General features: G+C 57.9%; 14 protein-coding genes and 1 other RNA gene. 9 read left to right on the top strand and 6 right to left on the bottom strand.

From position 1 onward, the window contains the following. Positions 1–164: 164 nt before the first annotated feature. The 3 genes from AC27HQ_RS01550 to AC27HQ_RS01540 all read left to right on the top strand — a co-directional run bounded on the left by AC27HQ_RS01550 (position 165) and on the right by AC27HQ_RS01540 (position 3376). On the top strand, positions 165–1556 hold the full coding sequence (locus AC27HQ_RS01550) for an FAD-binding oxidoreductase (RefSeq protein ID WP_487154052.1): 1392 nt from the start codon (positions 165–167) through the stop codon (positions 1554–1556). A gap of 182 nt (positions 1557–1738) precedes the next feature. Then, a complete protein-coding gene (locus tag AC27HQ_RS01545; RefSeq protein WP_487154051.1) occupies positions 1739–2404 on the top strand; it encodes a fumarylacetoacetate hydrolase family protein in 666 nt (221 codons plus the stop codon). A 78-nt stretch (positions 2405–2482) separates the two neighbouring features. Next, entirely contained in the window at positions 2483–3376 is an 894-nt protein-coding gene (locus tag AC27HQ_RS01540; RefSeq protein ID WP_487154050.1) for an SdiA-regulated domain-containing protein, read from the top strand. Between the two features lie 6 nt (positions 3377–3382). Here the strand turns inward: AC27HQ_RS01540 and rpiA are convergent, their stop codons facing one another. Next, positions 3383–4060, bottom strand: coding sequence for a ribose-5-phosphate isomerase RpiA (rpiA, locus tag AC27HQ_RS01535; RefSeq protein ID WP_487154049.1), 678 nt, complete (start codon positions 4058–4060; stop codon positions 3383–3385). Positions 4061–4184: 124 nt separating this feature from the next. Between rpiA and ilvA the strand changes: the two genes are divergently transcribed. After that, positions 4185–5699: a threonine ammonia-lyase, biosynthetic gene (gene ilvA, locus AC27HQ_RS01530; protein WP_487154048.1), complete on the top strand. Its 1515-nt coding sequence runs from the start codon at positions 4185–4187 to the stop codon at positions 5697–5699. A 9-nt stretch (positions 5700–5708) separates the two neighbouring features. Here the strand turns inward: ilvA and AC27HQ_RS01525 are convergent, their stop codons facing one another. The 5 genes from AC27HQ_RS01525 to AC27HQ_RS01505 form a co-directional block, all read right to left on the bottom strand. Continuing rightward, the gene (locus AC27HQ_RS01525; RefSeq protein WP_487154047.1) at positions 5709–7547 is read right to left on the bottom strand and encodes a diguanylate cyclase; all 1839 of its coding nucleotides are present in this window, start codon (positions 7545–7547) and stop codon (positions 5709–5711) included. 451 nt (positions 7548–7998) lie between these two features. After that, on the bottom strand, positions 7999–8601 hold the full coding sequence (locus AC27HQ_RS01520; protein ID WP_487154046.1) for a 5-formyltetrahydrofolate cyclo-ligase: 603 nt from the start codon (positions 8599–8601) through the stop codon (positions 7999–8001). A gap of 3 nt (positions 8602–8604) precedes the next feature. Then, positions 8605–8784: non-coding RNA, 6S RNA (ssrS, locus tag AC27HQ_RS01515), on the bottom strand. A gap of 40 nt (positions 8785–8824) precedes the next feature. Beyond that, entirely contained in the window at positions 8825–9130 is a 306-nt protein-coding gene (locus tag AC27HQ_RS01510; RefSeq protein ID WP_487154045.1) for a cell division protein ZapA, read from the bottom strand. Further along, on the bottom strand, positions 9127–9336 hold the full coding sequence (locus tag AC27HQ_RS01505; protein ID WP_487154044.1) for a TIGR02449 family protein: 210 nt from the start codon (positions 9334–9336) through the stop codon (positions 9127–9129). The genes AC27HQ_RS01510 and AC27HQ_RS01505 overlap by 4 nt, the downstream gene beginning before the upstream one ends. Positions 9337–9547: 211 nt before the next feature. On the opposite strand from AC27HQ_RS01505, the gene AC27HQ_RS01500 reads away from it, so the two are divergent. The 5 genes from AC27HQ_RS01500 (at position 9548) to AC27HQ_RS01480 (ending at position 15017) form a co-directional block, all read left to right on the top strand. Continuing rightward, complete coding sequence (locus AC27HQ_RS01500; RefSeq protein WP_487154043.1) at positions 9548–10120, top strand: UPF0149 family protein; 573 nt, start codon at positions 9548–9550, stop codon at positions 10118–10120. Between the two features lie 22 nt (positions 10121–10142). After that, a complete protein-coding gene (gene pepP / locus AC27HQ_RS01495; protein WP_487154042.1) occupies positions 10143–11483 on the top strand; it encodes a Xaa-Pro aminopeptidase in 1341 nt (446 codons plus the stop codon). A gap of 26 nt (positions 11484–11509) precedes the next feature. Beyond that, positions 11510–12670 carry a 2-octaprenyl-6-methoxyphenyl hydroxylase gene (gene ubiH / locus AC27HQ_RS01490; RefSeq protein WP_487154194.1) on the top strand — a complete coding sequence of 387 codons (1161 nt, stop codon included), beginning with the start codon at positions 11510–11512 and terminating at the stop codon, positions 12668–12670. A 22-nt stretch (positions 12671–12692) separates the two neighbouring features. Beyond that, a complete protein-coding gene (locus AC27HQ_RS01485; protein ID WP_487154041.1) occupies positions 12693–13946 on the top strand; it encodes an FAD-dependent monooxygenase in 1254 nt (417 codons plus the stop codon). A 69-nt stretch (positions 13947–14015) separates the two neighbouring features. Continuing rightward, the gene (locus AC27HQ_RS01480; RefSeq protein WP_487154040.1) at positions 14016–15017 is read left to right on the top strand and encodes an extracellular solute-binding protein; all 1002 of its coding nucleotides are present in this window, start codon (positions 14016–14018) and stop codon (positions 15015–15017) included. Positions 15018–15123: the final 106 nt, after the last annotated feature.

Raw genomic sequence — 15123 nt, 5'->3', positions numbered from 1 at the left:
CCCGCGAAGCTGATGGAGTAGGGCCGATGAGCTCATTGACTTTTTTTGTCAAAGGTAGAGCCCTGTTTCGGAAGCCGCGTATGCTAACATAATCTCCCGTTTTGATGCCTGCCACTGCATGAATTGTGTTCAGGCGCAGCATGAATCCCGTTTGAGAGCCGACCATGACCCCAACAGCCGTGATTGAAACCCTCAAGACCCTGGTTGAGCCGGACAAGGTCCGCTGCGACCCGGAGTCCCTGAACAACTGGGGCAAGGATTGGACCAAACATTTTGATCCGGCACCCCTGGCCATTGTCTTCCCGAAAAGCATTGAGCAAGTGCAGGCGCTGGTGCGCTTTGCCAACCAGCAACAACTGGCGCTGGTGCCCTCGGGCGGCCGTACCGGTCTGTCTGCCGGGGCGGTGGCGGCCAATGGCGAGATCGTGGTGTCCTTCGACTATATGAACCGGATTCTCGATTTCAATGAGTTCGATCGCACCGTGCTCTGCCAGCCGGGTGTGATAACAGCTCAGTTGCAGCAGTTCGCCGAAGATAAAGGGCTGTACTATCCGGTCGATTTTGCGTCGGCGGGTTCCAGCAATATTGGCGGCAACATCGGTACCAATGCCGGCGGCATCAAGGTCATTCGCTACGGCATGACCCGTAACTGGGTGGCCGGCCTGAAGGTGGTCACCGGTACCGGTGAGCTGTTGGAGCTGAACAAGGACTTGATCAAGAACGCCACCGGTTATGATCTGCGCCAGCTGTTTATTGGCGCTGAGGGCACCCTGGGCTTTGTGGTCGAGGCGACCATGCGTCTGGAACGTGCACCGAAGAACCTGACTGCCATGGTGCTCGGTACACCGGACTTCGATTCCATCATGCCGGTGCTGCATGCCTTCCAGAGCAAGCTGGACCTGACTGCCTTCGAGTTTTTCTCGGACAAGGCGATGGCCAAGATCATGGGTCGCGGTGACGTGCCGGCGCCCTTCGAAACCAATTGCCCGTTCTATGCGCTGCTTGAGTTCGAGGCGCTGAACGAGGATATCGCCAATCAGGCGCTGGAGATTTTCGAACATTGTGTCGAGCAGGGCTGGGTGTTGGATGGTGTCATGAGCCAGAGCGAGCAGCAGCTGCAGAATCTGTGGAAGCTGCGCGAGTTCATTTCCGAGACCATCTCGCACTGGACGCCCTACAAGAACGACATATCGGTGACCGTGAGCAAGGTGCCGGCCTTCTTGCACGATATTGACGCCATTGTCGGTGAGCATTATCCGGATTTCGAGATCGTCTGGTTCGGCCATATCGGCGACGGCAACCTGCATCTGAATATCCTCAAGCCGGAGGCGATGGACAAGGACGAGTTTTTTGGCAAGTGCGCGACAGTCAACAAGTGGGTATTCGAGATTGTGCAGAAATACAACGGCTCGATCTCTGCCGAGCATGGCGTTGGCATGACCAAGCGCGATTACCTGCATTACAGTCGTAGCCCCGAGGAAATCGCACTGATGAAGGCGGTCAAGGCGGTATTCGATCCTAACGGCATCATGAATCCGGGCAAGATATTTAACTGACAGCGGCAAGCGGCAAGCGGCAAGCCACAAGCCACAAGCCACAAACTAAAAGCTAAAAGCTAAAAGCTAAAAGCTAAAAGCTAAAAGCTAAAAGCGAATGCGCATACTGTTTTCTTGAAGCTTGAAGCTTGAAGCTTGAAGCTTGAAGCTTGAAGCTTTTGGCTATCCTGAAAGGATCCCCGATGTCTTACCAACACCTTTTTATTGATGCATCCGCCGCCAACCTGCCGCTGGGCAAGGTGGTCTGTGTCGGGCGCAACTACGCCGAGCATGCGCGCGAGCTGAACAATCCGGTTCCCAGCGAGCCGCTGCTGTTTCTCAAGCCGGCCACGGCGGTGGTGTCGCTTGACCAGCCCCTGCGTCTGCCGCAGGGCAAAGGGGATGTGCATTATGAAACCGAGATTGCCCTGCTGATTGGACAGACTCTGAGCGGTGAGGTCACTGAAGCCCAGGCGCATCAGGCCATAGCCGGTGTCGGTCTGGCCCTGGACCTGACCCTGCGCGAGCTGCAGGATCAGCTGAAAGCCAAGGGGCATCCCTGGGAGCGGGCCAAGGCCTTTGATGGTGCCTGCCCGTTGTCACACTTTGTGCGACCCGAACAGCTGCCGAATTTGCAGGATATTGCGCTGCAGTTGCATATCAACGGTGTGCTGCGTCAGCAGGGCAACAGCAGCCAGATGATCACCCCGATTATCGCGCTGCTGCAGCAGATTGCCTGCGTCTTCACCCTGCAGCCGGGTGATGTGGTCATCACCGGTACGCCAGTCGGTGTCGGCGTGCTGTCTGCCGGTGACAAGCTTGAACTGGCGATTCCAGGCGTACTGAAACAGTCTGCAACAGTTGGTTGAATTCGGACTTGTGAACTATCGCCACCCCTGGCGCTCAGACCTCTGAGTCTGTCTGTGGCCTGTTCAGGAGTCTGAGCCTTGAAAGCGCTGGTGGCTGTGTTTGTTCTATTGTTGCTGGTCGTGGCAGTAACACTTCACGTGACCCGTCTTGACGCATTGCTGTGGCATAGCTGGCAGCTTTCCGGCAAGGCCCTGCCGGATAGCGCCCTGGATCTCGGGCGCTATCATGTGGATGTTGAGGGACGGCCGATTGACGGCATAGAAGATGATTTGTCTGCGCTGACCTTCAATAGTGAAACCGGCACCCTCTGGTCGGTTCTCAATGGCCTTCCTTTAATGGTTGAAATCAGCCGCGATGGCGAGCTGTTGCGTCAGATTGCCATCGATGGTGTCAGTGATATGGAGGGCCTGACCCATGTGAGCGGAAATCGCTTCGTGATCGCCGAGGAGCGAACGCAGCGTCTCATTGTTGTGGATATTCCGCCTCATGCCGAGCGTTTCAGTGTTGAAGGTGCGCCAAGTTTGAAAGTCGGTCTGGACCTCAATGGCAACAAGGGCTTTGAAGGTGCCTCCTGGGATGCTGTAGGTCAGCGGCTGCTGGTCGTCAAGGAGCGGGACCCTCTCAGGGTTCTGGCAGTAACAGGATTTGTGGATGCCGCTCCGAACGCGCCGACGGCCATCCGCATTACCGAACTCAAATCGCCGGACTCGCCACGTCTTTTTATGCGTGACCTGTCCTCTTTGGCCTTGCACGATGCCAGCGGGCATCTGCTGTTACTGAGCGACGAGTCGCATATGCTGGTGGAGTATGACGCCGACGGGAAGCCACTCAGTCTGTTGGGTCTGTGGCGCGGCATGAGCGGCTTGCAGCGAACCGTGCCACAGGCTGAAGGGGTGGCAGTTGATGACACCCGGCGGATTTATCTGGTCAGTGAACCGAACCTGTTCTACCGCTTTGCCCCACAGAATTGAAGGGCATTACTGTCCGCGCTCAAGCCGTTTGACGCCGGATGTTGTGCCAAGCAGCAGGATATCCGCCGGGCGTGCAGCAAAAAGACCGCAGCAGACCACGCCGACAATAGCGTTGAGTTGTTCTTCAAGCCTGCGCGGGTCATGTATCTGCATATTGTGTATATCCAGAATGACGTTGCCATTATCCGTGACACAACCTTCGCGGTAGACCGGATCACCACCGAGCTTGACGATTTCGCGGGCCACGTGACTGCGGGCCATGGGGATGACTTCAACCGGCAGCGGAAACTGCCCCAGAGTGTCGACCAGCTTGCTTTCATCAGCAATGCAGATGAAGGTGCAGGCCACGGCTGCGACGATCTTTTCCCGGGTCAGGGCAGCGCCGCCGCCCTTGATCAGTTCCAGATGCTTGTTGGCTTCATCGGCGCCATCAACGTAGTAGTCAAGCTGCGCCACGCTATTCAGGTCATACACCTGTATGCCATGCCCCTTCAGGCGTTGAGCGGTGGCTTCGGAGCTGGCTACGGCACCATCAAAAAAACCTTTGTGCTTTGCCAGTGCATCAATAAAGCAGTTGGCCGTGGAGCCGGTGCCCACGCCAATCACGCTACGATCATCCAGCGTCGGTAGCAGAATCTCGACAGCGGCTTGGCCTACGGCCTGTTTCAGTTCGTCCTGGGTCATGGGCTGTTACCTTATTTGCCGCGGTTAAAGTGCAGATTATACGCCTGCCAGGTTCTCAGCGTGTAGTCGCCGCGCGGCTGATTCGCTAGACTGCCTCCTTTACCCTCAGAACAGTTGAAGTCCGATGCTGGAAACTTACGTCAAGAAGATCCTCAGTTCACGCGTCTACGATGTGGCGGTTGAAACGCCTATTCATGCCGCCCCCTTCTTGTCCGAGCGGCTGGGCAATACCGTGTTGCTTAAGCGCGAAGATCTGCAGCCGGTTTTTTCCTTCAAGATTCGCGGTGCCTATAACAAGTTGGCGTTGCTCAGTGATGAGCAGCGGGCTTGCGGTGTCGTCACCGCCTCGGCCGGCAATCATGCCCAGGGCCTGGCCTATGCGGCCCGGCATCTAGGCGTCAAGGCAACCATCGTGATGCCGCGCACTACGCCGGAAATCAAGGTGCGTGCGGTTCGAGCGCGGGGCGCCAAGGTGGTGTTGCACGGTGATGCCTTTGATGAAGCGTTGGCCTACTCGCAGAAACTGATCAAGGAAAAGGGGCTGGTGTATATCCATCCCTATGATGACCCGGACACGATTGCCGGTCAGGGCACTATTGCCATGGAAATCCTGCGTCAGCATCAGGGCCAGCTGGATGCGATCTTTGTGCCGGTCGGCGGCGGTGGTCTGGTCGCCGGCATTGCAGCCTACGTCAAATACCTGCGCCCTGACATCAAGGTGATCGGTGTTGAGCCGACCGAGGCCGCCTGCCTGAAGGCGGCCATGGATGCCGGTGAACGGGTGACCTTGAGCCAGGTCGGCCTGTTTGCCGACGGTGTGGCGGTAGCGCAGATCGGCGAGCATACCTTTGCGGTGGCGCGCCATTATGTGGATGAGGTGTTGACCATCACCACGGATGAAATGTGCGCGGCGATCAAGGACATCTATGATGATACGCGCTCCATCTGTGAACCGGCCGGTTGTCTGGGGGTGGCCGGGATCAAGAAGTATGTCGAACGCGAGGGTTGTGTCGGCAAGGTATTCATTGCCATCGACTCTGGTGCCAATGTCAATTTCGACCGTTTACGCCACGTGGCCGAACGGGCCGAAATTGGTGAGCAGCGCGAAGCCCTGCTGGCGGTGACCATTCCCGAGAAGCCCGGTAGTTTCAAGGCCTTCTGTCAGGCTATCGGCAAGCGCGCGATCACCGAGTTCAACTACCGCTATCACGATAGCCGGGAGGCGCATATCTTTGTCGGTGTGCAGACCCATCCCGAGTCGGACCCGCGCGATGCATTGGTCAGTACCTTGTGTGAGCAGGGTTTCCCGGTGCTGGATCTGACCGATAACGAGCTGGCCAAGCTGCATATCCGCCATATGGTCGGGGGGCACGCTGATCAGGTTACCGACGAGGTGGTGTACCGCTTCGAGTTCCCGGAGCGCCCTGGCGCGCTGTTCAACTTTCTCAACAAGTTGGGCGGCAAGTGGAATATTTCCATGTTCCACTACCGCAATCATGGCGCCGCCTATGGCCGCGTTGTAGTGGGTTTGCAGGTGCCGGAGCAGGATCGACACAAGGTGGCTGAGGCGCTGGATGAAATCGGTTACATGTACTGGGACGAAAGCAACAATCCGGCGTATGAGCTGTATTTGGGCTAGGCAGGCATGTCAGTCTGTAAGACAGGTCTTATTGCGGCCCTGTGATTTGGCCTGGTACAGCGCCTTGTCAGCCAGGCTGATCAGGCACTCTGGCTGCTGATCAGCGCTCGGTATCAGGCTGGCCGCGCCAATGCTCACGGTCAAATGCCCGTGAATGCTGGTGGGATGGGCTATCTTGAGCGCAGCAATGGTCTGGTGCAGGTGCTGGGCAACCTGGGCGCACTGGTTGATATCGGCACCGGGCAGAATTACTGCAAACTCCTCGCCGCCGTAACGACATACCGCATCCCCCTCACGCAACAGACTGGCCTTTAGTGTGGAACCGAGCTTTTGCAGGGCGTCGTCTCCGGCCGGGTGACCGAAGATATCGTTGAAACTCTTGAAGTGATCAACGTCCAGCATCAGCATGCCCAGCGGGCTGCCCTGGCGACCAAGCAGGCGCCACTCGCGCTGCAACTTTTCATCAAAATAACGACGATTGTACAGGCCGGTCAGGGCATCTTCGGTCGACAAGGCCTGCAGACGCGCGGCAGCTTGCAGCTGTTCGCTGTTGTTTCGACCTACACAGATCAGATAGTCGCGACCATAGCGTGACATGTGCTGCACGCTGATTTCCATGGGCAGAATCTGACCATCGCGGGTCCGCAGGCTTTGCTGAAACACCGCGGCGCTCTGGGATTTTGCCAGCTTGCTCAGGTCGGCGCTCCATTCAACCAGGTTGGGCATGATGTCCTGTGGTGAGATGGCGATTATCTGGCGTAGCTCTTTTTCGCTGTAGCCGAGAATGAACCAGCAGGTCCGGTTCAGGTAGACCAGCTCCTGCGGTTCCAGGCCAATAATGAACAGCGCGTCATGACTGTAATTGCTCAAGTCGAGGATCAGTTTCAGGCGAGCCTGATTGCGTTGCAGGCTTTGTTCGGTCTGTTGGCGGCGAATCATCTCTTGTTGCAGTTGTCGGTTGCTTTGGCTCAGGGCTAACCAGCGCTGCGAACTGATCGATGCCAGCCACAGCGCATAACATAGCGACAGGCTGGCGAGCAGACCGCTGATCAGGATCAGCAGCGGTAATGCTGTAGTGCTCTTGCGCATCAGACGCTCGGTGGGCAAGGCATGCAGGCTGAAGGTTTGGTTATTACCCAGGCTGATCATGGCGCTGGCTCGCCAGGGCAGATCCAGGGTATCTGGAGCGCGCCGCTGCAGCAGCAGTCTGTCGTATTCGTGCAGCTCAATACTCAGTGCATCTCGCGCACCGGTATCAAGCAGATCATTGAGCAGGACTTCAACACGAAATATGCCCAGCAGAAAACCATCGAAGCTCTGTGGGTCGTCCGTATTCCGCAGCAGTGGGACATAGTAGGCGAGCCCGGGCCCGCCCTGTTGCAGCACAAAGCTGTTACTGAGAATAGGCGTGCCAGACTCTCGAGCCTTGAGCAGGAAGGGGTAGTTCGGGTGGTTTGCCGTATAGCTGAAGCCGACTGCAGCTTCATTGCCCTGCAGTGGCTCGATCCAGCGCATGCGAAAGTCGGCGTCCAGCCACTCTATGGCCTGGAAGTTATTGAAGTCATCCAGCAGGTAATTGACTTCGCGTGTCCATAGCTCAAGTTCTTCGTGGTGCAAGTCCCAACGCTTGGCCAGACGGTGCAGGCTGCCTAACTGCAGATCAAAGTGGGTTTCCAGTTGTTCTGCCAGTGCGTTGACCTCAAGCTGCAGACGCGCCCGAGACTGGTCTTCCTCCGCGTTCAGCAGGGCTTGCCAGCCGCTCAGGATGCCAGCCGCCATCAGCAGAAATAGCGCTGCTATAAATACTCTGGTGAGGCGCGGGTGACGCGCGGCGAGACGGGCAAGCATGGCTGATCCTTTGCTGTTGCCCTACTGATAGCATAAGGCCGCATTTCAGGCTAGTTCGACGCGCATTGCTGCTCCAAAGGCGCTGATTGATCAATAAGATCACAGTATCGGACTTTATCTGTATCAATATTTGACAGGTGGCTGGTTGTTGGTCTAAAAAAGCAATCCGATACTGAGTTCTTTTTTGTCTCGGCGAATCGACGGTTCAGGTATCTGCTTGCGGAACTGGTCGAGCTTTTGCGCGGTTAGATGAGATGAGTTGGAACAAAGTAGCGAAAAAGCACCCAAAGACAATAATAAGAAATTGCCAGATTTTCCCTTAGTAAGGAGGGCAGTGTGCGCCGCAAACCTGATTTGTTATGGATTCTTGTGATTGTATTCGGCCTGGGTGTCGTCACCACAGGCTATACACAAAGTTACCTTGAACGTGCTTCACAGGCTGAGACGCGGATCAATCAACCCTGATCGGCATGAATTGCCGATCTGTGACTATCGCATCCAGACCTATGTCCCAGCTCGCCGCTGTCAGCGCCTCAACCTGTTGGCAGCGGTGAGCCAGGCCGACCAGCTTCGGACCTGACCAGCTTTGGCGGCGAGCTTTGTAAGACAGTGCGCGATCATAAAAGCCGCCACCCATGCCCAGCCTGTTTCCTTGAGAATCAAATCCCACCAGTGGTAACAAAATCAGGTTCAGGCGCCAGGCAGGCGGCTGTCTGCTATGTGACGGTTGGGGTTCGACAATCCCGTAGCGATTTTTAACCCAGCGCTGGCCGGGTTGAAGGGCCTGGAAGGCCATGTGTTGACGCGGCCAACGGCGTAATACCGGCAGATAGCAGGTCTTGCCGAGGCGTTGTGCATGCTGGAGCAGCAGGTTGGGGTCGATTTCGCCGTCGTTGGCCAGATAAAAGGCAATGTGTCGGCAGCGTCTGAAGAGCGGTTGTTGAGCTAGTTGCCTGAACAGCGCCTTGGCTGCGGCAGACTGGTCTGCTGGTGTCAGCGATCGCCGCTTGGCACGTAAGGCGCGGCGTAGCTGGGCGCGGTCGCTGCGAGTCATGAGGGTGTCCCCGGAAATGCCGCTGTCGGGTTAGCCCTTGAACCCGAAAGTTCAAGGTGGGGGACACGGTACTGCCTCAGGCTTTCCGTCATGCGGACATGCACACTGGCAACAACGCGTGGCCTCCTTCTGCAGGAGTATCGGCTCAGGGACATCACCGACTGGCAAACATCCCAGGGACGTGAACCAGTATACAGAAGAATGAACTCAAGAACATTGACCTTCAGTGCTGATGACGCGCCAGTGCCTGGTCCAGTCGACTGACCAGCTCACTGATCTGCTGTTGCTGGCTGTTCAGGGTTTGCCCTTGCTGGTGGCTGCCGGTGATCATTTCGTGGCTGATGTTCAGCGCCGCCATGACCGCAATACGCTCCACGCCGATAACCTTGCCGCTGTTGCGGATGTCGCGCATGGTGGTGTCCAGATGGCGTGCCGCCTGTTCGAGATTGCTGCGTTCTTCGGGCGGGCAACTGACGCGGTATTCCTTGTCGAGAATATGCAATGTAACAGTCAAAGCGGTGCTGCTCATGAATCATGCTCCAGGGATTTGAGACGCGATATCATGGCTTCGACCTTCTGACGGGCCAAATCGTTCTTTTCGATCAGTTGCAAGCGTTCATCTCGCCAGGTTTTTTCCTGTGCCAACAGATGCCGGTTCTGCTGTTGCAACCGGTCACACAGCTCGATGAGCTGGTTCACTTTAAGCGTCAAGGTATCGATAACGGGTTCTTCCATAGGTATCAGTCTGTCATCCCGGTGTTGGCCAACTATAGAGTGGCCCCGCTGGGCGGTCAAACCCCTGAATATTCTGTCTCTGCTTCCCTGGGGAAGCCAGGCTGGTAGACTGGAAGCTGACTGTGGCGCACCTTGGCATGACAGGGACGGAAACATTTCCTGCATCTATTGTTGCGGCGTTCACTTACGACCTTTGCGAGGCCCCGATATTATGGCATTGCTGCCTGCCGTTTTTGAGTTTGACCGTTATGACCAGTTGTTCGCTGACCTCGGCGCAGCGGCGTTCCCCGCCGAAATTCATGGGCATCTGGCCGGCCGGCTGTGCGCTGGTGCCCGTTATGACCATGGCACCTGGCTGAACGTTGCACATGAGTTGCTTGATGCTCGCAGCAGCTTGCCCGAGGCGGGTAAAGTGTTGATGATTCAGCTGTATGACGCCAGTCTGGCTGAGCTCAGTGGCAGCGGCTTTGACCTGACCCTGTTGTTGCCGGACGACAGTGCGGCAGTGGATCGTCGGACCCAGGCGCTGGGTCAGTGGTGCGAAGGCTTTCTCGGCGGGTTCGGCTTGGTCGAGCGCCAGGGTGAGCTGAGTGAGGAGGCCGACAGTGCGCTGCACGATTTTGCTGCGATTGCCCAGGTGCAGACCGATCTGGAAGAGTCCGAAGCCAATGAAGTCGATTTTATGGAAGTCATGGAGTATGTGCGCATGGCGGTACTGATGCTGTTCAGTGAGTGCCAGCCGGCAGCGGACAGCGAGAGCAAACCACCCGCATCCCTGCATTGAACCACCCGAGCCCGAGGTAAGCATGCATTTGACCAGGCAGGAATACAGTCGCCGCCGCAAGGCGTTGATGGCGCAGATGGAGCCCAACAGCATTGCCGTGCTGCCGGCCGCTCCGGTGCATATTCGCAACCGTGATGTGGAGCACCAGTACCGTCAGGACAGTGATTTTCAGTATCTGACTGGCTTTCCGGAGCCGGAGGCCGTCGCTGTGCTGATCCCTGGCCGGGAGCATGGCGAATATGTACTGTTCTGCCGTGAGAAGGACAAGGAACGTGAGCTCTGGGACGGCTATCGCGCCGGGCAGGAAGGCGCGATAGCGGATTTTGGTGCCAATGATGCTTTTCCGATCAACGATATTGACGACATTCTGCCGGGCCTGATCGAGGGGCGCGAACGTGTCTATTACGCCATGGGCGCCAACCCCGAGTTTGATCGTCGGTTGACTAACTGGATCAACGTGATTCGCAGCAAGGCGCGCCTGGGTGCGCAGCCGCCGAATGAATTTCTGGCCCTCGATCATCTGCTGCACGACATGCGGCTGTACAAGAGTGCTGCTGAACTCAAGGTGATGCAGGCGGCCGCCGAAATTTCCGCTCAGGCGCATATTCGCGCCATGCAGATATGTCGCCCCGGGCTCTGGGAGTACCAGCTTGAAGCAGAACTACAGCACGGCTTCATGCGCCATGGCAGTCGCTCTCCGGCCTACTCCTCGATTGTCGCGGCCGGGCGCAACGCCTGCATCCTGCATTACACCGAGAACAACTGCCAGATCCGCGACGGCGACCTGATTCTGATCGATGCCGGCTGTGAGCTGGATTGTTATGCCAGCGACATTACCCGCACCTTTCCGGCCAGCGGCCGCTTCAGTCCTGAGCAGCGCGCTATTTACGATATCGTACTGGCCGCCCAGGCGGCAGCCTTTGAGGTGATAGCGCCAGGCCGGCACTGGAACGAGGCGCATGAAGCTACCGTCCGGGTTATCGCCGCCGGTCTGCTCAAGCTGGGCCTGCTCAAGGGTGAGCTGGAGGAGTTGATCAGCACTGAAGCCTACCGCCGTTTCTACATGCACCGCGCCGGGCACTGGCTGGGCATGGATGTGCACGATGTAGGTGATTACCGGGTGGGGGGCGTCTGGCGCGAGTTGGAACCGGGCATGGTGATGACCGTTGAACCGGGTATTTATATCGCCCCGGATGACGATACGGTCCCGCGCAAGTGGCGCGGTATCGGTATTCGCATCGAGGATGACGTGGTCGTCACGCGCAGTGGCTGTGACGTCATCAGCGGCAGCGTGCCCAAGCAGGCGGATGAAATTGAAGCGCTGATGGCCCAGGCTCGCGAGTCTGAGGGCGTGACGGCGTGAGCACCATCAGTATCGTAGGTGGCGGCATGGTCGGTGCCTGCCTGGCGTTGGCCTTGCAAGCCTGTGCCCGGCAAGCAGGTTGGCGTATCCAATTGATTGAAGCCAGCCCGCCCGGCTCGGGTGCGGCGCCGACCAGTTACGATGCGCGCTCCACCGCTCTGTCGCATGGCAGTCGGCTATTGCTGGAGCGCCTGGGGGTTTGGCAGCGATTGTCGGAAAAAGCTGAACCCATCCGCCACATCCATGTCTCGGACCGCGGGCATCCGGGTGTTACCCGCCTGGACGCCCAGCAGGAGCGGGTCCCGGCCCTGGGTTATGTGGTGGAGAACGCCTGGCTGGGCGAGGTGCTGCTTGACGCCTTGGATCAGCAACAGGTTGAGTGGCTGGCGCCGGCCAGCGTCACCTCTGTGCGGGTAGCCCCAGGTGGTTACGCAGTGGACATACAGCAGGCATCCGGTCAGCAGACCTGCGAGACTGGCCTGCTGGTACTGGCCGATGGCGGGCGCTCCGGTTTGCTTGAACAGTTGGCGGTGCACCGTCAGATCAGCCCCTATGGTCAGGCGGCGATTGTCGCCAATATCAGTTCCGCCCAGGGTCATGCCGGCGTGGCCTATGAACGCTTTACCGATAGCGGCCCGCTGGCGCTGTTACCGTTGTCTGCTGGTCGCAGTGCATTGGTCTGGACCCTGCCGGAAGACCAGGCGGCGGCGGTTGCCCGGTTGCCTGATCAGGCCTTCCTGGATCGTCTGCAACAGGCCTTTGGTTACCGCATGGGTGCGCTCACCCGGGTCGGTGCCCGCGCCTGTTATCCGCTGCAATTGATTGAGGCTCAAGAGCAGGTGCGCTCGCATCTGGTGGTGCTGGGCAATGCCGCGCACAGTCTGCATCCGATTGCCGGACAAGGATTCAATCTGTCGTTGCGCGATACACTGGCGCTGGCTGACAAGCTGGTTGAAGCGGGTCGACGTGGTGTTGCGCCGGGGGATCTGGCGGTGTTGCAGGACTACCTGCACAGTCAGCAGCCTGATCAGCGGCAAACGGTGGCCTTCAGCGATTACCTCACGCGTCTGTTCAGTAATCGCCAGCCACTGCTGACGCTGGGGCGCAATATCGGCTTGCTGGGGCTGGATATGTTGCCACCGGCACGGCAGTTGTTCGCACGGCAAGCCATGGGGCTCAAGCATTGATGTTCCGGCCCGGGAGAAACCCGTGACACAAGACTATGATCTGATTGTGGTGGGCGCCGGCATGGTGGGCGCTACTCTGGCTCTGGCATTGGCCGATAGCGCTTTGCGCATTGCCGTACTGGATGGCATGCCGCTGGATCAGCCTGCTCCGGCCACGTCCACAGCCTCGGGCTTCGATCCAAGGGTCAGCGCCCTGAGTGCCGCCTCCGAGCATATTCTGACGCGTTTGCACGTTTGGCCGCTGATCACTGAGCGCGGCCCCTACCGGCATATGCACGTATGGGATGCTGAAGGTACCGGCGACATTCACTTTGATGCCCACGAGCTTGGTGAGCAGCGACTCGGCCATATCGTCGAGAACCATCGTCTGCAGCAGGCTCTGTTAGAGCGTTTGGCCAGCAGCGACGTTACCCTGCTCGGCCGTCATGCAGTACAGGGCCTGATTCGTGAGGAGGACGTCTGGCGCTTGGACTTCGTCGACCCCGAGTGTGCTTCATTGCGCGCGCCTTTACTGGTGGCTGCCGATGGCGGCCGCTCGCGGCTGCGTGAACTGGCCGGGTTTGCCATGCGTGAATGGGACTATCTACACCATGCCATTGTCACCACGGTGGAGCTTGCCGAGCCGCATCAGGACACCGCCTGGCAGGCTTTTCTGCCCTCCGGCCCGCTGGCCTTCCTGCCGCTCTCGCCACGTGATGGCAAACAGTTCTGTTCGATTGTCTGGTCCTTGCTGCCCGATCAGGCAGAACATCTGATGGCGATAGATGAACCCGCCTTTATCGCCGCGCTCAACGAGGCCATGGCCGGACGGTTGGGCAAGGTGCTGGCGGTTGATCCGCGGCATTGCATCCCGTTGCGCCAGCGCCACGCCAAACAGTATGCGATGCCGGGACTGGTGCTGATTGGTGACGCTGCGCATACCATCCATCCGCTGGCGGGGCAGGGCGTGAATCTGGGTATGTTGGATGCGGCCGAACTGAATGATGTGTTGCGCGCCGCTATGCAGCGCGGTGAAAATCTGGCCGACCTCGCCGTATTGCAGCGCTATGAGCGCCAGCGCATGGGTGCCAATCTGGCCATGATGGCCGCCATGGAAGGGTTCGAGCGCCTGTTTCACGCCGATGCCCTTCCGCTGCGCTGGCTGCGCAATACCGGCATGCAATGGCTTGACCATCAGGGCAAACTGAAGGCTCTGATCATACGCCGCGCCATGGGACTTGATGGTAAATTGCCCAGCCTGGCGCTTGATCCGGAGCTGGTCATGGAAGATTCATGATCTGACCATTGATAAACTAAATATGAATCATTATCATATAGCCTCTTTCTTCATTCTCTGAGGCGTACCATGTCCCTGATTCGTTGTGTTGTTGCACTGAGCCTGGCGGCAAGCGTGTCTTCTACCCTTGCCCAGGCCAATGAGCTGGTTGTCTATTCGTCACGTCAAGAGCATTTGATTCAGCCCGTATTTGATCTGTACACCGAACAAACGGGTGTGAAAATCAGCTATATCACCGATGGTGAAGCGCCGTTGATGGCTCGTCTGCGAGCTGAGGGTGCCAACACCCCGGCTGATCTGTTTATCACTGTGGACGCCGGCAATCTCTGGCAGGCTGAGCAAATGGGTCTGCTGCGCCCGGTCAAGTCGGACCTGATTGAAGCCAATATCCCTGCCCAGTACCGCGCCGAAAGCGGTGAGTGGACGGGTCTGTCTTTGCGTGCCAGAACGGTTGCCTATTCCACCGAGCGTGTTGATCCGGCCACCCTGAGCACCTATGAAGCGCTGGCTGATTCGAGTTGGCACGGTCGTCTGTGCCTGCGCACGTCCAAGAAGGTCTATAACCAGTCGTTGACCGCGACCCTGATCGAAACCCTGGGTGCCGAGGGTGCGGCTGAGGTGATTCGTGGCTGGGTAGCCAACCTGACTACGCCGGTATTTTCCGATGACACGGCACTGCTGCAGGCAATCAACGCTGGGCAATGCGATGTGGGTATCGTTAATACCTACTACTTCGGCCGTTTGCAGAATGCCGATCCTGACCTAAAAGTGGCGTTGTTCTGGCCTAATCAGGAAGACCGCGGTGTGCATGTGAATATTTCCGGAGCCGGTGTCACACGTCACGCCAAGCAGCCTGATGAAGCCATCAAACTGCTGGAATGGATGACCGGTCCCGAGGCTCAGGCGATTTTTGCTGGCGTCAACCAGGAGTTTCCGGCCAATTCTTCTGTAGCACCTTCCGAGGAAGTGGCCGCCTGGGGTGAGTTCAAGGCCGACACTATCAATGTCGAAGTAGCGGGTCGCCGCCAACCTGAAGCCATCATGCTGATGGATCGTGAAGGCTGGAACTGACGTCTATCTCTTGGCCTTGGTCCGCCCACGGATCAGGATTTACCGATATACTGCACACCCGGCCGCGAGCCGGGTGTGTTTTTTCTGAAGCCTTTTGCCACCGGGA

This window comes from Halopseudomonas sp. 4NH20-0008 (assembly GCF_057548395.1).
The sequence above is the reverse complement of the archived record's forward strand: the minus strand, read 5'-3'. Positions and strand labels throughout refer to the sequence as shown.